The 17,772-nt window shown below is 64.6% G+C and carries 19 protein-coding genes and 2 tRNA genes; 9 read left to right on the forward strand and 12 right to left on the reverse strand.

Annotation, left to right across the window (positions count from 1 at the left end):
* Positions 1-9: 9 nt before the first annotated feature.
* Positions 10-1,197, reverse strand: coding sequence for an adenylate/guanylate cyclase domain-containing protein (locus tag RA21_RS14195; protein WP_039149975.1), 1,188 nt, complete (start codon positions 1,195-1,197; stop codon positions 10-12).
* Between the two features lie 215 nt (positions 1,198-1,412).
* On the opposite strand from RA21_RS14195, the gene RA21_RS14200 reads away from it, so the two are divergent.
* Both RA21_RS14200 and RA21_RS14205 read left to right on the forward strand, forming a co-directional pair.
* Positions 1,413-2,324, forward strand: coding sequence for a pirin family protein (locus RA21_RS14200; RefSeq protein ID WP_019294752.1), 912 nt, complete (start codon positions 1,413-1,415; stop codon positions 2,322-2,324).
* A gap of 127 nt (positions 2,325-2,451) precedes the next feature.
* The gene (locus tag RA21_RS14205) at positions 2,452-2,754 is read left to right on the forward strand and encodes an antibiotic biosynthesis monooxygenase family protein (RefSeq protein ID WP_029204658.1); all 303 of its coding nucleotides are present in this window, start codon (positions 2,452-2,454) and stop codon (positions 2,752-2,754) included.
* Between the two features lie 7 nt (positions 2,755-2,761).
* Here RA21_RS14205 and RA21_RS14210 read toward each other — a convergent pair whose 3' ends face one another.
* Both RA21_RS14210 and RA21_RS14215 read right to left on the reverse strand, forming a co-directional pair.
* The gene (locus tag RA21_RS14210) at positions 2,762-3,241 is read right to left on the reverse strand and encodes a GNAT family N-acetyltransferase (RefSeq protein ID WP_039149977.1); all 480 of its coding nucleotides are present in this window, start codon (positions 3,239-3,241) and stop codon (positions 2,762-2,764) included.
* Positions 3,238-3,825 carry a TetR/AcrR family transcriptional regulator gene (locus RA21_RS14215; RefSeq protein WP_039149979.1) on the reverse strand — a complete coding sequence of 196 codons (588 nt, stop codon included), beginning with the start codon at positions 3,823-3,825 and terminating at the stop codon, positions 3,238-3,240. The genes RA21_RS14210 and RA21_RS14215 overlap by 4 nt, the downstream gene beginning before the upstream one ends.
* A 167-nt stretch (positions 3,826-3,992) precedes the next feature.
* Here RA21_RS14215 and RA21_RS14220 point away from each other — a divergent pair, with 167 nt between their 5' ends.
* The 6 genes from RA21_RS14220 (at position 3,993) to RA21_RS14245 (ending at position 9,068) form a co-directional block, all read left to right on the forward strand.
* Positions 3,993-4,247: a hypothetical protein gene (locus tag RA21_RS14220; protein WP_019294756.1), complete on the forward strand. Its 255-nt coding sequence runs from the start codon at positions 3,993-3,995 to the stop codon at positions 4,245-4,247.
* Between the two features lie 115 nt (positions 4,248-4,362).
* On the forward strand, positions 4,363-5,649 hold the full coding sequence (locus RA21_RS14225; RefSeq protein ID WP_019294757.1) for a homoserine dehydrogenase: 1,287 nt from the start codon (positions 4,363-4,365) through the stop codon (positions 5,647-5,649).
* 156 nt (positions 5,650-5,805) lie between these two features.
* Positions 5,806-6,792 carry a class II fructose-bisphosphatase gene (gene glpX / locus RA21_RS14230; RefSeq protein WP_039149981.1) on the forward strand — a complete coding sequence of 329 codons (987 nt, stop codon included), beginning with the start codon at positions 5,806-5,808 and terminating at the stop codon, positions 6,790-6,792.
* A 112-nt stretch (positions 6,793-6,904) separates the two neighbouring features.
* Complete coding sequence (gene recJ / locus RA21_RS14235; RefSeq protein WP_039149983.1) at positions 6,905-8,644, forward strand: single-stranded-DNA-specific exonuclease RecJ; 1,740 nt, start codon at positions 6,905-6,907, stop codon at positions 8,642-8,644.
* Between the two features lie 104 nt (positions 8,645-8,748).
* Positions 8,749-8,823: transfer RNA gene (locus tag RA21_RS14240), tRNA-Glu, on the forward strand.
* 170 nt (positions 8,824-8,993) lie between these two features.
* A tRNA-Glu gene (locus RA21_RS14245) sits at positions 8,994-9,068 on the forward strand.
* A gap of 135 nt (positions 9,069-9,203) precedes the next feature.
* Here the strand turns inward: RA21_RS14245 and RA21_RS14250 are convergent.
* The 5 genes from RA21_RS14250 to RA21_RS14275 all read right to left on the reverse strand — a co-directional run bounded on the left by RA21_RS14250 (position 9,204) and on the right by RA21_RS14275 (position 14,073).
* A complete protein-coding gene (locus tag RA21_RS14250; RefSeq protein WP_039149987.1) occupies positions 9,204-10,256 on the reverse strand; it encodes a GGDEF domain-containing protein in 1,053 nt (350 codons plus the stop codon).
* The gene (locus RA21_RS14255) at positions 10,253-10,840 is read right to left on the reverse strand and encodes a heme NO-binding domain-containing protein (RefSeq protein ID WP_019296567.1); all 588 of its coding nucleotides are present in this window, start codon (positions 10,838-10,840) and stop codon (positions 10,253-10,255) included. Before RA21_RS14255 ends, RA21_RS14250 begins: the two co-directional genes overlap by 4 nt.
* A gap of 395 nt (positions 10,841-11,235) precedes the next feature.
* Positions 11,236-12,795 (reverse strand): trimethylamine methyltransferase family protein, encoded by a 1,560-nt coding sequence (locus tag RA21_RS14265; RefSeq protein ID WP_039149992.1) that lies wholly within the window; start codon positions 12,793-12,795, stop codon positions 11,236-11,238.
* A 246-nt stretch (positions 12,796-13,041) separates the two neighbouring features.
* Positions 13,042-13,731 (reverse strand): HAD family hydrolase, encoded by a 690-nt coding sequence (locus RA21_RS14270; protein WP_039149995.1) that lies wholly within the window; start codon positions 13,729-13,731, stop codon positions 13,042-13,044.
* Positions 13,732-13,788: 57 nt separating this feature from the next.
* Positions 13,789-14,073 (reverse strand): DUF3572 domain-containing protein, encoded by a 285-nt coding sequence (locus RA21_RS14275; RefSeq protein WP_019296564.1) that lies wholly within the window; start codon positions 14,071-14,073, stop codon positions 13,789-13,791.
* A gap of 115 nt (positions 14,074-14,188) precedes the next feature.
* Here RA21_RS14275 and RA21_RS14280 point away from each other — a divergent pair, with 115 nt between their 5' ends.
* Positions 14,189-15,583, forward strand: a complete 1,395-nt coding sequence (locus tag RA21_RS14280; protein ID WP_039149998.1) for a diguanylate cyclase — start codon at positions 14,189-14,191, stop codon at positions 15,581-15,583.
* Here RA21_RS14280 and RA21_RS14285 read toward each other — a convergent pair.
* The 4 genes from RA21_RS14285 to RA21_RS14300 all read right to left on the reverse strand — a co-directional run bounded on the left by RA21_RS14285 (position 15,544) and on the right by RA21_RS14300 (position 17,753).
* Entirely contained in the window at positions 15,544-16,062 is a 519-nt protein-coding gene (locus RA21_RS14285) for a GAF domain-containing protein (protein WP_019296562.1), read from the reverse strand. The genes RA21_RS14280 and RA21_RS14285 overlap by 40 nt on opposite strands.
* Before the next feature lie 263 nt (positions 16,063-16,325).
* Positions 16,326-16,817, reverse strand: a complete 492-nt coding sequence (locus RA21_RS14290) for a periplasmic heavy metal sensor (protein WP_019296561.1) — start codon at positions 16,815-16,817, stop codon at positions 16,326-16,328.
* A complete protein-coding gene (locus RA21_RS14295; RefSeq protein WP_039150000.1) occupies positions 16,814-17,179 on the reverse strand; it encodes a hypothetical protein in 366 nt (121 codons plus the stop codon). Before RA21_RS14295 ends, RA21_RS14290 begins: the two co-directional genes overlap by 4 nt.
* Positions 17,172-17,753 carry an RNA polymerase sigma factor gene (locus RA21_RS14300; protein ID WP_019296559.1) on the reverse strand — a complete coding sequence of 194 codons (582 nt, stop codon included), beginning with the start codon at positions 17,751-17,753 and terminating at the stop codon, positions 17,172-17,174. Before RA21_RS14300 ends, RA21_RS14295 begins: the two co-directional genes overlap by 8 nt.
* Positions 17,754-17,772: the final 19 nt, after the last annotated feature.

Raw genomic sequence — 17,772 nt, forward strand, 5'->3', positions numbered from 1 at the left:
AGACCGCGCTCACTCCAGCGCAACCGCAAACACCTCCTCCGGTGCCTGCAGCCCCTTCAGCCGCTGTTCTCCCAGCGACCGCCCCTCAAGTCCCGCCCGCTCCCGGAACTCGGACGACACCAGCAAACGCTCATCCTTTGCTCCGCACAGCTCAGCCACCCGCGCAGCCAGGTTCACGTCGCGGCCGATCACTGTGTAATCCAGCCGCATCCCCGATCCCACGTTGCCAAATGCCACCTCGCCGAAGTGCAATGCGGCGCCAACCTCGAACTGCGGCGGGTCAGAACGGGCGGCGACCCGCGCAAGGCCTTCCCGGGCGGCGGCAAGCGCCTGAATACAGGTCTGCGCCCCGTCCTCCCCGGCGCGAAACACCGCCAGGATGCCATCGCCGATCAATTTCAGCACCTCTCCGCCCGCCGCCTCCACCGGCGGCACGATGCAGTCGTAATAGGCATTGAGCAGCCCGGTGGCTTCCTCGGCGCTCATGCTTGCAGTCAGTTCCGTGAACCGGCGCATGTCGGCAAACAGGATGGCAGAGCGAATCCGCATCACCTCGCCCCGGTGCACATCGCCGGACAAGATCCGCCGCTGCGGCTCCTCGCCGACGTAAATCCGCAGCACCTCCTGCATGGCGCGGGCAGTGGCCAGCACTTCCTGGCAAGCTGCCAGCGCCGGAAACACGGCGCGCAGGAACAGCAGGTCATCCTCCGAAAACCCCTGAAGGGATTGGGTCGCAAAGCTGAAAATGCCGGCAGTGCCAATCGCCATGAACACCGGCGCCATGATGTAATGGGTATACCCCTCCGCCTTCAGATCCGGAACGATCCCGTACCTTTCGTCCGGTGTGTCCGGCAGCCAAAGCACAACCCACTCCCCGGTGCTGTGCACATCGGCAGCGGGGGAGCGCGCATAGCCATCGCCGCTGTCCTCATTGAAGGGAAACAGCTCGCTGCGGGTGCCTTTGCCATGCTCCCAGAACCGTGCGCTTGCCACCGCCTCGGCATGCAGCAGCTGGACGATGGAGGCCGCCCGCTGCAGCGGAAGGCCTGCGGCACGGATCAGGCTGCACATCTGTGCCAGCACCTGATCGGGGTCCGCAGCCGACCGCCCCTCGCCCAGCATGTAATTGATCAGGCGCAGCGCAGCGTCGCGCCGGTCCGGCCGCAGGCCCAGAATGAGATCCGTGGCATCTGTCATGCCGCAAGGCTATCTTGCCGGCCCGGCACCCGGCAACAGGGAAGCTCCCGCCCGTCCTTGGCGCCTGCGGCACCTGCGTCCCGTTGGGCCGGGCAGCCCTGCGGGCTGCTGACAGCTCTGTGCACCTGCGCACAAAGCGCGTGAGTTGCGGCCCGTTTCCGCAGGGCTGCACACACCCTATCTTAGCGGAACACACCGTTCACAGGAGACAGGAAATGTCCCTCAGACCCATTCTCGAAACCCGCGCCGCCCAGCCCCATACCGAGGGCGCGGGCGTCAAACTGCACCGCGCCTTCGGCTTTCAGGACCCGTCGGAACTGGACCCGTTTCTGCTGTTTGACGATTTCCGAAATGAAAACCCGGAGGACTATCTGCGCGGCTTCCCCTGGCATCCGCACCGCGGCATCGAGACCATCACCTATGTGCTGGCAGGCACGGTGGATCACGGCGACTCGCTGGGCAACGAGGGCACCCTGGGCGCCGGCGACGTGCAATGGATGACCGCAGGCTCGGGCATCCTGCATCAGGAGATGCCCGCGGGCAATGCCAAGGGCCAGATGCACGGCTTCCAGCTGTGGGGCAACTTGCCCGCCAGCCAGAAGATGACCGCGCCGCGCTACCAGGATATCAAGGGCACTGAAATCCCCGAGATCACCGACGATGACGGCACCCGGGTGAAAGTGATTGCCGGCGACTTCTGGGGCAAGCGCGGGCTGGTCGATGGAATCGCCGCCGACCCGCAGTATCTGGACGTCTTCATCCCGGCAGGCGTGAAAAAGACCCTCCCGATCGACACCTACCGCCGGGCCTTTGCCTATGTGTTCGAAGGTGAAGCTGCCTTTGCAGATGCCTCCGCACCCCAGGGCGTGCTGCTGGAGAAGGAAGTCGCAGGCCAGGAGGTCAACATTCGCGACCTGTCCGGCGACCGCACCCTGATCCGTTTCGGCACCGGCGATGAAATCACCGTGCAGGCAGGCCCCGAAGGCGTGCGCTTCCTGCTGATCTCCGGCGCGCCGATCAATGAGCCGGTGGCCTGGCACGGACCGATCGTGATGAACACCCAGGCCGAACTGCACCAGGCCTTCCGTGACCTGCGCAACGGCACATTCATCAAGCCCGCGCACTGAACGGGAAAACCGGTGCCCACTTTTCCCTGTGCACGGCGCAACATGCCCGCGCACTGAGCGCATCGGCACGCCAAACGCACTCCTGATGTGCTATACTCCCCCCGTCCAAAGACCGATGGGGGGAGTGATGATTATCCGGGTGTTCCGTGCCACCGTCCGCGACGACAAGATCCAGGACTTCAAGGCCTTTCTGACCGATACGGCTGTGCCGCATGTGCGGCGCCAGCCTGGTCTTGTGTCGGTCACCGCAGGGCTGCCGCGGCCCGAATCCCCCGCCACATTCTGCGTGGTGATGGTTTGGGAAAGCGTCGAGGCGCTGCAGGCCTTTGCGGGTGAGGACTGGGAACAGCCGCATGTGCTGCCCGAAGAGGACCCGATGGTGCTCAGCCGCCAGATTGACCACTACGACATGATCGGGCTGCTGAGCTGACCGGCCGTCAGGCCCCGGAATACCAGCTGTAGACGGTTTCTTCACCCGCAGGTGCCTGCGTGAAACCGGCTTTCTGCAGCACCCGGGCCGAGGCCGCGTTTTCCTGCATGACCCCACCCGACAAGGTGACGCCGCTGCCGCGAAAATGCGCTTGCAGGCCTGCAATCAGCTCGCTCGCCAGCCCTTGCCCCCAAACGGCTTCGGCAAAGAGGTAGCCTAGGTTCCTTGTACTGCTGCTGTCTTCGGTCAAGGACAGGATGATCAGCCCGACTCCCTCGCCTGACGCAGTGCGAAGGGCAACCACCTCTGCCTGCTGCGACACCGCGGCCAAGAAATCGCGGCGGCTCTGATCGCCGCCTTGTGCCTGGAAACCGGCCGGCAGCCATTGCACCACCTTGGGCGCAAACAGACCTTCTAGCTCTGCTGCGGTCAGGTCTTGCCACGCCCCTGCCCGCAGGCGGCTTGTCTTCAAATCCAGCAAGCTCATGTGCTGACCGCCTTCTGCACCATGCCCCAATAGACCCGCTCCACCTCATCCAGCGACAACCGACCCTCGGAGCGGTACCAGGTGTTGACCCCGTTCAGCATCGCAATCACCGCCAGCGTCGCGATCTTGGTGTCGGGAATGGCGAACACCCCCTGCTCCACCCCTTGCTTCAGGATCCCCTCCACACCGTTTTCATAGTCACGGCGCAGCGATTCGATGACGGTGAAGTTCTCCTCCGTCAGGTTGCGCAGCTCCATATAGGCGATGAACACCGCATCCGGGCGCTCCAGGTGAAAGCGGATGTGAAAGCCGGTGAAGGCGCGCAGCCGCTCCAGCGCGCTGCCCGCCTGCGGCACCGCGTCCCATGCCGCCTGCAAATCTGCCATATGGCCCGCCATCAGGTTGAACAGCAGGCTCTGCTTGTCCGGCGTGTAATTATACAAGGCTCCCGCCTGCACGCCGACCTCCTTGGCGATCTGGCGCATCGAAACCGCGGCATAGCCATGCTGCGCAAACAGCCGCAAAGCCGCCTCGCGGATGCGGGGGCCGGTGATGTCGGAATGGGAACCTTGGGTGCGTGCCATGGCACGACAATAACTGAACAGTTGTTCAGAAAAAAGGGCGAATCCCGCCGCTTCGCTTCCCCGCCAAGACCCTGCAGCAGGATCATCACGCAACAGCTGCGGGAAATCAATTGTGCCACCCCGCCGCAGCCCTTAGAACCGGTCTGGCAAAGCATGAGGTTTGGGCAATGCAGCTGTGGACACGGATCGCACTTTTTCTGGCGTTGACGGCAGCCGCCGCCTGCACCCGCGTGCCTGAGCTGGAGGACCGGCTGACACCGGACCTGCGCGGCGCGGATTATCCCCGCCTGCTGCCGCTCGATGACGCGCTGGAACCGCTGGACCCGCCGCAGCAGGCCAGCGAGGAGCTCCAGGACGAACTGGATGCTCGCAGCGACCGCCTGAAACGCCGCGCCGAAGCCGTCAAAAACGCCGAACTCTGACCGCTTCGCGGCATTCCTGCCCGCATCCTTCAGCCTTGTTCCGCAGCGGCGTTGCACGCTTGCGCCGAACCCGCTAAGGCGGGGCGGACAAGTTTCGGACAAAGGACCCGCAGCCATGACAGAACCGCTTCGCCTTGGGATTGCAGGCTTGGGCACCGTCGGCATCGGCGTGGTGAAAATCATCCGCCGCCACGCGGCGATGCTGGAGGCGCGGACCGGACGCCAGGTTGTGATCTCCGCAGTCTCAGCGCGCAATCCGAACAAGAACCGCGGCGTTTCGCTCAAGGACTATGCTTGGGAAAACGATCCGGTGGCGCTGGCCGTGCGCGATGACGTCGATGTGTTCGTCGAGCTGATGGGCGGCCATAACGGTGCCGCCAAGGCCGCAACTGAGGCCGCGCTGGCCGCAGGCAAGGACGTGGTCACCGCCAACAAGGCGCTGCTGGCCATCCACGGCCAGGAACTGGCGGAACAGGCGGAGGCCGCAGGCCGGGTGATCCGCTTTGAGGCTGCCGTGGCCGGCGGCATCCCGGTGATCAAGTCCCTGACCGAAGGCCTGGCCGGCAATGAAATCACCCGCGTCATGGGGGTGATGAACGGCACCTGCAACTACATCCTGACCCAGATGGAGGCCACCGGCCAGGGCTACAACGCCCTGTTCGAGGAATGCGGCCGCCTGGGCTATCTGGAAGCCGACCCGAACCTGGACGTTGGCGGCATCGACGCGGGCCACAAGCTGGCGCTGCTGGCCTCCATCGCCTTCGGCACCAAACCGGCCTTTGAAAAAGTGGAACTGGAAGGCATCCAGCGCATCCAGCTGGAAGATATCCGCGACGCCGCCGACATGGGCTACCGCATCAAGCTCCTGGGCGTGGCACAGCGCTCGCCCCGCGGGCTGGAACAGCGCATGTCGCCGTGCCTGGTGCCGGCCGACTCGCCGCTGGGCCAACTGGAAGGCGGCACCAACATGGTGGTGATCGAAGGCGACTCGATTGAGCAGGTCGTGCTGCGCGGCCCCGGCGCTGGCGAAGGTCCGACCGCCAGCGCGGTGATGGGCGATATCCTTGACCTCGCCCGCGGGTTGCGCATTGCCACCTTCGGCCAGCCTGCCAGCACCCTGCAGGACGTGCCTGCCGCCCAGACCGGCCTGCCGGCGCCGTTCTACCTGCGCATGGGGCTGCTGGACAAACCCGGCGCGCTCGCCAAAGTCGCGGCCATTCTGGGCGAGGCCGGCGTGTCAATCGACCGGATGCGCCAGTACAGCCATAAGGCGCCGGTGGCGCCCGTGCTGTTCGTGACGCACAAATGCACCCGCGCCACCCTGGACACCGCGCTTGAGGGCCTCTCTGCCACCGACGTGGTCGACGGCACCCCCGTCGCCCTGCGCATCGAAGAGGTCTGATCCGCGCCAAAGGGGCAAAATTGAGCTGATTTAGGCGCCGCGGCAGGGATTTCCTGCCGCCACAGCCCCTATCGCCCCTTGCGAGCCTGCCCCGCCCCGCGCTATTCGGCTTGGAACGCCCATTCACATCTTTTCCGTTGAGACAGGATTTCCGGTATGACATCGAACACCTCTGACGCGCCCTTTCATGACCGTATGCTGTCGCTGGGCCTCGCCCGCGTTGCCGAGCAGGCTGCGCTGGCCTCTGCCTCGCTGATCGGCCGCGGCGACGAGAAAGCCGCCGACCAGGCCGCCGTCAACGCCATGCGCGAGCAGCTGAACCTGCTGGACATCGCCGGCGTGGTGGTGATCGGCGAGGGCGAGCGCGACGAGGCGCCGATGCTGTATATCGGTGAGGAAGTCGGCACCGGCAACGGCCCCGGCGTTGACATCGCGCTGGACCCGCTGGAAGGCACCACCCTGACCGCCAAGGACATGCCGAACGCGCTGACCGTGATTGCCATGGGCCCGCGCGGCTCCATGCTGCACGCGCCGGACACCTACATGGACAAGCTGGCGGTTGGCCCGGGCTACCCCGAAAACGTGGTCTCGCTGGACATGTCTCCGCGCGAACGTGTCGAGGCGCTGGCCAAGGCCAAAGGCTGCGCCCCTTCCGACATCACCGTCTGCATCCTGGAGCGCCCGCGCCACGAGGCGATGATTGCCGAAGTGCGTGAAACCGGCGCCGCCATCCGCCTGATCACCGACGGCGACGTGGCCGGCGTCATGCATTGCGCCGACAGCGATGTGACCGGCATCGACATGTATATGGGCCAGGGCGGCGCGCCTGAGGGCGTGCTGGCTGCCGCGGCGCTGAAATGCATGGGCGGCCAGATCTTTGGCCGTCTGCTGTTCCGCAACGACGACGAAAAGTCCCGCGCCGCTAAGGCCGGCATCACCGATCTGGACCGCATCTATTCCCGTGACGAGATGGTCACCCAGGACGTGATCTTTGCCGCCACCGGCGTCACCGGCGGCTCGTTGCTGCCCGCCATCAAGCGCACCCCGGGCTGGGTCGAGACCACCACCCTGCTGATGCGTTCGAAAACCGGTTCCGTACGCCGCATGTCCTACCGCACACCGCTGGAACCGCACCAGCAGTAAACCGGCCCCTGGCCTCGAAGCGGCTTGCGCCGCTGCCTCCGGCGGGGATATTCAGAGCAGAAGAAGGGCCGGGTCCGTTTTGGGTCCGGCCTTTGCATATGAGGGCAGACGCATGAGTTTTTTGGGTGTTGAGCAGTCCCTGACCGGCCGCCGCTGGGTTGGTCCCGGGGTCGAGGTGGACCGCGCGTCCGAGATGATGGCGCAGCAGACCGGCCTGCCCCGCTCTGTCTGCCAGGTGCTGGCCCGGCGCGGCGTGCCCGCGATGGAGGCCAAGGGGTTTCTTGAACCGAAGCTGAAGGAACTGCTGCCCGACCCGCGCGAGATGAAAGACATGGAGGCCGCCGCGACCCGGTTCCTGGAAGCGGTCCGGCGCAAGCAGCGGATCGCTGTCTTTGCCGACTATGACGTCGATGGCGGCAGCTCTGCCGCACTGCTTCTGGTCTGGCTGCGGCAAATGGGCTTGCAGGCAACGCTCTATATCCCCGACCGCATCGACGAGGGCTATGGCCCCAACGTGCCGGCGATGCAGGAATTGGCCGCTGCCCATGATCTGATCATCTGCGTCGACTGCGGCACGCTGAGCCACGAGCCGATTGCCGCCGCCAAAGGCACCGACGTGATCGTGCTGGACCACCACTTGGGTGGCGAAACACTGCCGGACTGCGTGGCCGTGGTAAACCCCAACCGGCAGGACGAAAGCGGCGACCTGGGCTATTTCTGTGCCGCAGGCGTGGTGTTCCTGATGCTGGTCGAGGCCGGCCGCCAACTGCGCGAAGCCGGCACCAAGGGGCCGGACCTGATGGCGCTGCTGGATTTGGTGGCACTTGCCACCGTGGCCGATGTGGCGCCGCTGATCGGCGCCAACCGGGCGCTGGTGCGCCAGGGGCTCAAGGTGATGGGCGCCCGCAACCGCCCGGGGCTGGTGGCGCTCTCTGATGTCTCCCGCATGGATTCGGCTCCCTCCACCTATCACCTCGGCTTTCTGCTGGGGCCGCGGGTCAATGCAGGCGGCCGCATCGGCAAGGCCGACCTCGGCGCACGCCTGTTGTCGACAGACAACCCGCATGAGGCCGCGGCCCTGGCGGAACGGCTGGACGAGCTGAACACAGAGCGCCGCGACATCGAAAACGCGGTGCGCGCTGCCGCGCTGGAGCAGGCAGAGGAACGCGGCCTGGACGCCCCGCTGGTCTGGGCTGCGGGCGAGGGCTGGCACCCGGGCGTGGTTGGCATCGTCGCATCCCGCCTCAAGGAAGCCGCCAACCGTCCCGCCGTTGTGATCGGCTTTGACGGCGAAGAGGGCAAAGGCTCCGGCCGCTCGGTCTCCGGCGTCGACCTCGGTGCCTCGATCCAGCGACTGGCCGCCGAGGGCCTGCTGGTCAAGGGCGGTGGCCACAAGATGGCCGCGGGCCTCACCGTGATGCGCGACAAGCTGGAACCGGCCATGGCGCGCCTGAGCGAGCTGCTGGCCAAACAGGGCGCAGGCCAGGGTGGCCCCGCGGATCTGAAACTGGACGGTGCCCTGATGCCGGGGGCTGCCAGCGTCGACCTTATCGAACAGATCGAACAGGCCGGTCCCTTTGGCGCCGGTGCCCCTGCCCCGCGTTATGCACTGCCGGACCTGCAGGTGCGGTTCGCCAAGAAGGTAGGCGAAAGCCACCTGAAACTCTCCCTCAGCGACGGCATGGGCGGCGGAGTTGACGCAATCTGCTTTGGCGCCTTCGATACCGCACTGGGACCGCGGCTGCTGGAGCACGGCGGTGCGCGCTTCCATTTCGCCGGCCGGCTGGAAATCAACACCTGGGGTGGCCGCCAAAGTGCGCAGCTGCGCCTGGAAGACGCCGCCGAAGCCTGACTTTTCAAGGACTTGGCCCCTGTGGATAAGAAATTTCACAAAGGCGTATTTTTTCTCTTGCGGGTTCCGGCGCTTACAACTAAATACCCGCTCACGCACAGAGTGGCCCGTTCGTCTATCGGTTAGGACGCCAGGTTTTCAACCTGGAAAGAGGGGTTCGATTCCCCTACGGGCTGCCACTTTTCCCAGCATCGCAGAAACCGGAAACATGCCACACAGGCGATGGTTTTTCGTTCAATATCAGCTGATTAATGGTCACTGGCCCATCGCAGAAAAACTTTGAATTTCTGCAAAAATCCCTCTTGCGCCCGCACGGCGCAATCAGTAAACAGCGCCTCACAGACAGCGTGGCCCGTTCGTCTATCGGTTAGGACGCCAGGTTTTCAACCTGGAAAGAGGGGTTCGATTCCCCTACGGGCTGCCACTTATCCCGAAAAACGAACACCAAGCGGACTGGCGCAAGATACCGCGCGGCAGCATGTGCTTGCCTGCAGGCGCCAGCCGGCTCGCGGAAGAAATTTCCCCGGAAGTGAATGCCTGCCGGTGCGGCAGGCATTTGTCAGGTGGCCGGGCCTTGCGCCGCTGCCGGATGGGAAGACGCAGCCCCCCCATCACAGGCGCCGCCCGCCTTCTCCATCCCTTCCCGGTAGAAGCAATGCTGGGCCCGTCCGGAACGTTTGGACGCATACAGCGCCAAGTCCGCCTGGTTCAGCAGTTCCTGGGCATCAGGCACTTTCTGCCAGGTCGACAGAGTGGTGCCGGCGCTGGCAGAAATCCGGCAGGTCTGGCCGCCGAAGGGAATCGGTTCTTCCAGCCGCTGGATCAGGCGTTTTGCAATCGCTGCCAGCCTGCCCGTGTCCAGAACCCCCTCAAGGATCATCACGAATTCATCGCCGCCGACACGGGCAACCGTGTCCGACTGCCTGGTGCATTCCACCATGAGCCGCGCCGCCTGCTGCAGCACCGCATCACCTGCCGCATGGCCCAGCGTATCATTGACCTGTTTGAAGAAATCCAGATCCAGGTGCATCAGCGCAAATTCCCGGCCGCTGCTTATCAGCCGCGCCAGCACATGATCCATCGCCCGGCGGTTCTTCAGGCCGGTCAGCGTATCGGTAAAGGCCTGTTCCTCCGCGGCGATCTTGGCCCCCTGCAGACGCAGGTTCAGCTGACGGGAGGCTTCCATCGCGGCAGATTTCGCTTCCACAAGGTACAGCATTTCGATCGTCAGATCGGTCGGGGAAAAGTCGGCGCTGGTCAAATCGTAGTCACGCACTGCCTCCAGCACGGAAATGCCGAATGACAGATTTACAAACGCCCCCTGCCCGTCGGGCAGCGGCGTGCTCACACCTTTGAGTCCGGTCTGCGGCGTGTCACGGAACTGCAGGTGAAGCTTGCTGCCGGCAGAGGCCACCAGATCCTCCACCGAACGCACCGAGCGCGGCCGTGAAAGATCAAAGATGCGGAAAAACCGGCGCCCCTCCCATTTCAGATTGGGGCGCAGCTTCTTCAGCGTCGGACCCGCCGAAACGATCCGGCCCTTGTTGTCGACAATCACAAACATGGGGCAGACGACATCTGCCATTCCGGTCAGCTGCTGGAGTGTCATCATAATGAATGCGCCCCCAGGTCAAATTCACGGCCGGCAGCAAATTTGGTTTCCACCAGGGTGATTGAAATCACTTCCGAACCACCAAGTGTCCCGCTGTGGTCCAGAAACACCAGATCGCCGTAATCGTCCGCCATGGCCCGCAGAACCCCCATCAGAACATGTGCATAGCCGGGCAGCCCTGGCTGGCAGACAAGTTCGAACTGGTCGGGTGCCTGTTCCAGCAATTCAAGCCCGGGAAGGTGCAGATCCGATACCGCAAGCCGCGCGCGGTCCGGCAGATCATCCAGGGAATGCAGAAATTCAACGTAGTTCACACCGCCAAAGCGCAACAGCCGGCGCAACGCCTCTACCTGCGGATTGGACACCAGAAAAGTGCCCATGTCCTCCAGCATTTCCGGCAGCGGGCGGGCCAGGACTCTCTCCATCGCAGCCAGCATCTGGCCCGATTGCTCTTCAGTATAATACAGCATCGCCTCGAACTCGGTAAAACCGAGTCCGGCCTCTTCCATGACCTCTTCCCAGCGGTCAGCCCCGTAGGTACTCGTCACAAAAGCCTGAATCGCCCTGTTGATCAGACCGTGCATGCAGTGGCCCCTCTTTGCCCATGGCACAGTCTTGACGCCAGCTGGTTAATAAAGGCCCAACAAAGCACGCGCGCCGGGTAAATAGCGCGCATTATTCCCGCTTTTTCTTCCCCTAGCACGAAACCTGCACCCTCAGCGTCAGCCAACACAATTGCATACCGCCCGGTCATTATATGCCAACCGGCCCGCTGGCCAATCACTTCTGGCACGGACCGGCCAGGTTCGCATCAACGCGCTTGCAGCTGTAAGGAGGGTTCTGGTTGCCCAGCTGCAGGGGCCACCCCGCAGAGACACACCCGCAGATGCGCCGCTGCGCCGCTCCGGCGGTTTCCCCTTGGCGGCCTGCGGGCACGAACAGCAGAGGCGCCGCTCCGCTGTTCATGTTTTTCCGTTAATCAGAAATCGGTAGGCGCCCCGCCCTCAGCCTTCCGGCGGGCTACGAAATCTGCCAACTCATCGCGAATGCCCGCATCCATCGGCGGTTCTTCGAAACTGCCGATGATCTCCTTGAACATCTTGTGCGCACGCTCCGCGGTCCAGGTAGCGCCAGCCTGCTCCCAGGCCTCATAGTTGCGCCAGTCGCTCAGGAACGGCTGATAGAACGCCGTGGCATAGCGGTCCTGGGTATGCTGGATGCCAAAGAAATGGCCGTCATTGCCGACCTCCTTGATCGCATCCAGCGCGATCTCCTCCGGCCCGGTGGCAGAGATCTGGGGCTGCATGTAGCGTTCGATCTGCTGCAGGATCTCGCAGTCCATGATGAACTTCTCGGGGCTCGCGATCAGCCCGCCCTCCAGCCAGCCGGCCGCGTGATAAACCATGTTGGTGCCCGACTGCACCGCCGCCCACAGCGAGTTCGAGGTCTCCCAGACCGCCTGCCCGTCCGGCACGTTGGCCGCGCAAACCCCGGAGGAGCGCATCGGCAGCCCGTAGAACCGCGCCATCTGCCCGGTCATCTGGGTGGATCGCATGTATTCCGGCGTGCCAAAGGCCGGCGCCCCTGATTTCATATCCACATTCGAGGTAAAGGTACCGATCACGCAGGGCGTACCGGGGCGCACATACTGGAACAGCGCAATCGCACAGAGGCTCTCGGCAATCGACTGCGCCACCGCGCCCGCCATGGTCACCGGCGCCATTGCACCGGCCAGTGTGAAGGGCGACACCACAATCGCCTGCCCGCGCCGTGCCAGCCGCAGGCAGCCGTCGATCATCGGGAAGTCGTGCTTCAAGGGCGAGGTGGAGTTGATGTTGGTATACATATGCGGCTTGGCCTCGAACTCCTCATGGCTGAGGCCGCCGGCAATCCGCACCATCTCCATCACGTCCTCGACCCGCTCCTTGCCCAGGGAGTAGGCATGCATCGCCTTGTCGGTGAGCGTCAGCTTGTCAAAAAGCACGTCCAGATGGCGCACCGAGGCATGAATGTCCACCGGCTCCACCGGGTAACCGCCGGCAAAGTGGATGCAGTTGAAATACTGCGTGAGCTTCAACAGGTTCCGGCATTGCTCCCGGTTGCCCGCCACCTTCTTGTTCAGCTCCATGTCCCAATAATTCGGCGGCGAGGACACGTTGCCGAACAGGATGTGGTTGCCGCCGAGCGGAATGGTCCGGTCCGGGTTGCGCGGGGTGATCGAGAATTCGCGCGGCGCCTTACCCACCATTTCCATCACGAAATCGCGGTCCATTTTGACCAGTTCGCCCTCGACCTTGACCCCGGCCTGCTTGAAGATCTCCAGCGCTTCGGGGTTCAGGAACACCACGCCGATCTCTTCCAGGATCCGCATGGCGCCTTCGTGGATCGCCTGAATGCCCTCCTCGCTCAAGGGTTCGGTCGGGCGGTCGATGTTTCTGGGCGGATTCCAGGGCATCTGCTCCAGGACTTCACTGCCGCGCCGGGCCGCTGCGCCAGCCCTGCCCCCGCCTCTCCGCTTGCGTGCGCCTGTCTCTGCCATTCCGGCCTCCCCTGAATCCGATTTTGCAACGTGCTGCTAGCCGCCAACTGTGCCAGTCCCAGCCGCCTGAACCTGTCCGTTCCCGACCCCGGCTGTCGTTTTCCCTCTATTATCCGCCGTGGCAGGCCATTTCTGTACACATGTGCCCAGTCTGACACAAAGAAAAGCCGGCGCACAAGGCCAGTGCACCGGCAACCTCTCATGCAGCTGGGTGTCCGCGGGAATCAGCCGCGGAAAACGGGAGGCTCAGCGATCCAGCCAGCCGGGGATATGGCCAATGTCCGGCAGCACGATATCTGCATGCGGCAGCAGCTCCTCGCGGAGCGCCATGCCGGTCAGAACTGCAATCCGCTGCATCCCGGCCGCGGCGCCTGCCTCCATGTCGTGGCGGCTGTCGCCAACCATGGCAGTCCGGTCCGGAGACACCCCCGCCGCCTTGCAGAACGCCAGCAGCGGATCCGGGTCGGGTTTGGCGCCATGGCCGCTGTCGCAACCCGCAACAAAGGCAAACCGGTCCAGCACCCCGGCCCGCTGCAGCTGGCTCTTGGCAGAGACCTCGGCGTCATTGGTCATCACCCCCAGCACCTTGCCGCGCGTCAGCAGCCCGTCAAGAAACGCCGCCAGCGGCACCGCAGGCGCCAGCTCTGCCTTTGCCGCGCTCTGCGCCAGGAAAACCGCAAGCTCCTCAACCTCCATATCCGGCACGAATGGCGCCAGCACTTCGGCCACTTCGTCATTTGACCCGGCAATCACCAGGCTGTCCGGATTGAACGCCTCGCGCTCCAGATCATAGCTGATGACCGCGGCCATCGCCTGCTTTACCGCAAGGTCGCCTCTGGAGAGGGTCTCCAGCACCCCGGCCGCCCAGCCATCCCAGGTGGCGGCAAAGTCAAACAGGGTTCCGTCCTTGTCGAACAGGAAAGCATCAACCGTCATGTGGCAGGTCCTTTTATTCAGGGTCCAGCCGGACCCTAGGGACGCCCCGCGCCATTCTCAAGTCCAGTTCACCTGTTCCCCGCCCGGAAGCGACATCCGCGCCTGCATCGGCAGCTCATAGGCCAGCCCCTCGGAATCGCAGAACTGCATCACCCAGGCATCATCCATCGTTAAGAAATCGAGCACCGAGCCCAGAAACGCCGGTTCCGCCGCCTGCGCCCGCAAATCCGCCTCACTGGCGCCGGTCGCACCCAGAAACACCGGTAAAAGCTCATCATTTCCGGCCAGCCAGGCCAAGGCCTTCAGCGCCAGGGTCTCTGCTCCGTCAGCGGAAATCCGCATGTTCTCCACACTCCTGCCGTTTTGCGGCCAATTTAGTAAAAATCCGAAAGGGTTTCTTAACCAGTCTCAGCAAAATTGGAAGTCATAGGATTTGCAAGGGGCGAAAGGATACCGCGTGCAAGGCACTATCCTGGTCATCGACGGCGTCTCCACCAACCGCATCATGCTGAAGGTGCAGCTGGCGGCTGCCTACTACGATACCGTCCAGGCCGGCAGCGTGGCTGAGGTGCTGCAGACCGCGCGGCAATGCCGCCCTGATCTGGTGCTGACCGCCATGTCGCTGCCCGATGGCACCGCCGCCGATGTCAAACAGGCTCTGGCAGCGGATGAGGCGCTGGCCGACCTGCCAGTGATCGCGGTTTCCGACTGGGAGGGCCACCAGGCCCGGCTGCAGGCACTGGCGGCAGGCATCGACGACGTTCTGCAGCAGCCGGTGGACGACGTGATCCTGCAGGCCCGCATCCGCAGCCTGCTGCGCGCCCGCAGCGCCAATGAGGAATTGAACCTGCAGCGCGACGCATCGCACGGGTTCATCCTGCCGCTCTGCGACCGCACCTGCGCCGAGGACCTGCGCAATGCCACCGTCGCCCTGGTGGCCGACGATCCGCGCACTGCAATGGCCTGGCGCGACCGCCTTGCCGGGCGCCTGCCCTACGCCCTGCGCACCCATGCGATCAGCGACATCCAGGGGCTGATGCAGGCGCCGGCGGCGGATGCCATCATCATTGAGCTGAACGAGGCCTCGGCCGGTCCCGGCCTGCGCCTGCTGGCCGATCTGCGCGCCCGCGCCGCCACCCGCAAATCTGTGGTGATCGCGGTGCCCAACCCGACGGATCCCATGATTGCCGCAGAGGCGCTGGACCGCGGTGCCCATGACGTTCTGCAGACCGGTTTCGATGTGGAAGAACTGGAGCTGCGCCTCACCGCCCAGCTGCAGCACAAGATCCGCAAGGACCGGCTGCGCGACAGCGTCCGCAACGGCCTGCGCGCCGCGGTTCTGGATCCGATGACCGGTCTCTATAACCGCCGCTATGCCAAGCCTTTCCTGGACCGTGTGGCGCATTCCGCCTCTGAAACCGGCGAGAAATTCGCCGTCATGCTGGCCGATCTCGATCATTTCAAGCGCATCAACGATGTTTACGGCCACCCGGCCGGGGACGCCGTGCTGGTTGAGGCCGCCCGCCGTATGCAGGCCGTGCTCCGGCCCTCGGACCTCCTGGCCCGCGTTGGCGGCGAGGAGTTCATGGCTGTCCTGCCCGGCGCCACCGAGGCAGAAGCAGGCCTGGCGGCCATTGCCCTGTGCAACGCGATCAACAGCACCCCGTTCCAGGTGCCTGGCGCTGCCGAACCGGTCAAGGTCACCATCAGCATCGGTGCGGTCATGGGCGGCGCCGGCCATGTCAGCAGCACCGCTGCGCTGGTCGAAAAGGCTGACCAGGCCCTCTATGATGCCAAGAACGCCGGCCGCAATCAGGTGACCCTGACGCCGGAATGCACTGAGGCCGCCTGACCGGCGGCAACCAGTTCCCTGCCGACCGCCGCGCTCAGTGCTGCCATCGTGTCCAGATCAGCGCCCTGAAACGGCTCCCGCGCTTCAACGGCAGTGAAATTCAAGGTCCCCCAGGCCGAACCGCCGAAACGGATCGGCGCTCCGATGTAAGTTTCCAGGCGGAACATATTGTAGCAGGGGTGCCCCGCAATTTCTGACTCGCTTGCCTTGTGAAACGCCAGCGGCCCGTCAGACTGCAAAGTGTGGATGCAATAGGTGTCATCCAGCTCGAAAGCGGTGCCGGGATCAACTTCCGCCTCCTCAGAGACGCAGTAAACGATAACGTACTTGCTGCCTTGGACATTGCTTACCAGCGCCGACGAGGTACTGAACAGTTCGTTCCCGTATGCCAGCAATTGCCTGATTTTTTCACGCGGCTCCAAATCCTGGCGGTCCGTGATCGACTGCACCGCCGCCGCGGTCCCTGCAAGATCCTTCATTCTGACTGCTCCTCTTGCCAATCAGCCGCCTGGCGCCGGTCTTCTAAGGCAAATCTCCCGAGAGGGAGCCGTTACGCCAGCGGCCGCCCCGAAGTGAAACACAGCCCGGAATTTCACGCAACTTTTATGGAAGCCCTCACCGCTGCCAGCATTGGCCAAGGCACCAGCCGTCCGTTGCAACCCATTTCACCGGGGAAATGCAAGAACCGGCCAGCGGCGGAAACCCGCCGCCGCCACAGGTGTTACAGGCAAGCCCTGCCTGCCTATTCCCCCTCGCGCCAGCCGTGCCGCTTGCCCTTGCCGCGGCGCTGCATCCGTTCTTCCATGCGGTCCGCGAAATCCATCCGCTCCTGCGGCGCCATCTCTTCCAGTTTGCGCACCCAGGCCTCTTGCACCTTGGTGTGAAACGCATGGCGCGTCTCAGCCTGCGCCCGCAACAGGGCCAGCAAGGCCGCGCCGTCAAAGGCCTCGCTGCGCAGTGCTGCAATCACCGCCGCCCCCTCCGCTTGGCGGCGCTGCAAAAAGCTGCCGTGGCCTCCGCCGGCTTCCTGCCGCAGCGCCTTGCGCGTGTCGTGGTCCAGCTCGCGGAAAATCATTGCCCCCACCGACGGCGGCCGCTGCCAGTGCCTGTCCTTGCCGCTGAACCGCCAGGCCGCTCCGGCCGCGATGCCGATCACCGCCAGGTTCAGCGCCAGCGATCCCGCCAGCAGCAGTTTCAGCCACAGCTTCATCTTGGGCTTTCCCTCCGCAGTCATTGCAGATCCTCGCTCAGCATCAGCGCCATGTCATAACTCCCGTCCGCAAACGCAGTGCTGTTGTCCTCATACCCCGCCAAGGCCGCCGGATCCGGCACAAAGGAGGGCGGCGCAACACCGATCCACAGCCCCGCCGCGCTGGCCGCCGCCAGCCCGCCCAGCGCCGGCCAGCCGCCCAGCGCCTCCACTAGTTGCCGCCACAGCGGCTGCCGCGGCGGCTCAGCAGGCTGGAAACCCGGCTGCACCCGCGCCGCATCCGCCAGGATGGCCGTGCTCAGATGATCCGGCAGCGCCGGCGGCGTACTGCGTGCAGCAGCAAACAGGTCCTCCAGCTCCTGCAATGATTTATCCGTGTCAGCCATCGCTATACCCCAACTCTTCGCGCCGCCCGGCCAAAGCCGCGGCCAGCGCCCGTTTGCCCCGGGCCGTCAGACTTTCGACCGCCTCGGTGCTGATGTCCATGATCCCGGCAATCTCCGGGTTCGAAAGCTCTTCCAGGTGGCGCAGCACCACCGCCTGCCGCTGCCGTTCCGGCAATTGCATCAGCGCCGCCTGCAGCGCATCGTGCCGTGCGCCCTCCTGCAGCTGTTCCGCGGCTGAGCGGCCAGGGTCCGGCGGCTCCGGCACCGCATCCAGATCCACATACCCGCCGCGGGCGCGCCGCTTGCGGTCGATGCACAGGTTCATCGCCACCCGGTAGAGCCAAGTCGACACCTGCGCCTCCCCCGGCCGCCAGTCCGGCGCCATCTTCCACAGCCGCAGCATCGCCTCCTGGGTCACGTCCTCGGCCTCGGCGCGGATCCCCATCACCCGCATCGCCACGCCAAAGACCCGCGGCCCCAGCCGCGCGGTCAGCTCTGCCGCTGCCCGGCTGTCGCCATTGGCATAAAGCACCAGAAGCGCATCGTCGGAGACCTCCCCCGCCGTGACGCTCATGGCTGCCGGACCCGCATCA

Origin of the sequence: Leisingera sp. ANG-DT (assembly GCF_000813785.1) — a bacterium.
GTDB lineage: Bacteria > Pseudomonadota > Alphaproteobacteria > Rhodobacterales > Rhodobacteraceae > Leisingera.

Bases quoted from the DNA above. Each gene is read 5' to 3' on its own strand.
- RA21_RS14195 (WP_039149975.1), bottom strand. From the start codon at position 1,197: ATGACAGATGCCACGGATCTCATTCTGGGCCTGCGGCCGGACCGGCGC.
- RA21_RS14200 (WP_019294752.1), top strand. From the start codon at position 1,413: ATGTCCCTCAGACCCATTCTCGAAACCCGCGCCGCCCAGCCCCATACC.
- RA21_RS14205 (WP_029204658.1), top strand. From the start codon at position 2,452: ATGATTATCCGGGTGTTCCGTGCCACCGTCCGCGACGACAAGATCCAG.
- RA21_RS14210 (WP_039149977.1), bottom strand. From the start codon at position 3,241: ATGAGCTTGCTGGATTTGAAGACAAGCCGCCTGCGGGCAGGGGCGTGG.
- RA21_RS14215 (WP_039149979.1), bottom strand. From the start codon at position 3,825: ATGGCACGCACCCAAGGTTCCCATTCCGACATCACCGGCCCCCGCATC.
- RA21_RS14220 (WP_019294756.1), top strand. From the start codon at position 3,993: ATGCAGCTGTGGACACGGATCGCACTTTTTCTGGCGTTGACGGCAGCC.
- RA21_RS14225 (WP_019294757.1), top strand. From the start codon at position 4,363: ATGACAGAACCGCTTCGCCTTGGGATTGCAGGCTTGGGCACCGTCGGC.
- glpX (WP_039149981.1), top strand. From the start codon at position 5,806: ATGACATCGAACACCTCTGACGCGCCCTTTCATGACCGTATGCTGTCG.
- recJ (WP_039149983.1), top strand. From the start codon at position 6,905: ATGAGTTTTTTGGGTGTTGAGCAGTCCCTGACCGGCCGCCGCTGGGTT.
- RA21_RS14250 (WP_039149987.1), bottom strand. From the start codon at position 10,256: ATGATGACACTCCAGCAGCTGACCGGAATGGCAGATGTCGTCTGCCCC.
- RA21_RS14255 (WP_019296567.1), bottom strand. From the start codon at position 10,840: ATGCACGGTCTGATCAACAGGGCGATTCAGGCTTTTGTGACGAGTACC.
- RA21_RS14265 (WP_039149992.1), bottom strand. From the start codon at position 12,795: ATGGCAGAGACAGGCGCACGCAAGCGGAGAGGCGGGGGCAGGGCTGGC.
- RA21_RS14270 (WP_039149995.1), bottom strand. From the start codon at position 13,731: ATGACGGTTGATGCTTTCCTGTTCGACAAGGACGGAACCCTGTTTGAC.
- RA21_RS14275 (WP_019296564.1), bottom strand. From the start codon at position 14,073: ATGCGGATTTCCGCTGACGGAGCAGAGACCCTGGCGCTGAAGGCCTTG.
- RA21_RS14285 (WP_019296562.1), bottom strand. From the start codon at position 16,062: ATGAAGGATCTTGCAGGGACCGCGGCGGCGGTGCAGTCGATCACGGAC.
- RA21_RS14290 (WP_019296561.1), bottom strand. From the start codon at position 16,817: ATGACTGCGGAGGGAAAGCCCAAGATGAAGCTGTGGCTGAAACTGCTG.
- RA21_RS14295 (WP_039150000.1), bottom strand. From the start codon at position 17,179: ATGGCTGACACGGATAAATCATTGCAGGAGCTGGAGGACCTGTTTGCT.
- RA21_RS14300 (WP_019296559.1), bottom strand. From the start codon at position 17,753: ATGAGCGTCACGGCGGGGGAGGTCTCCGACGATGCGCTTCTGGTGCTT.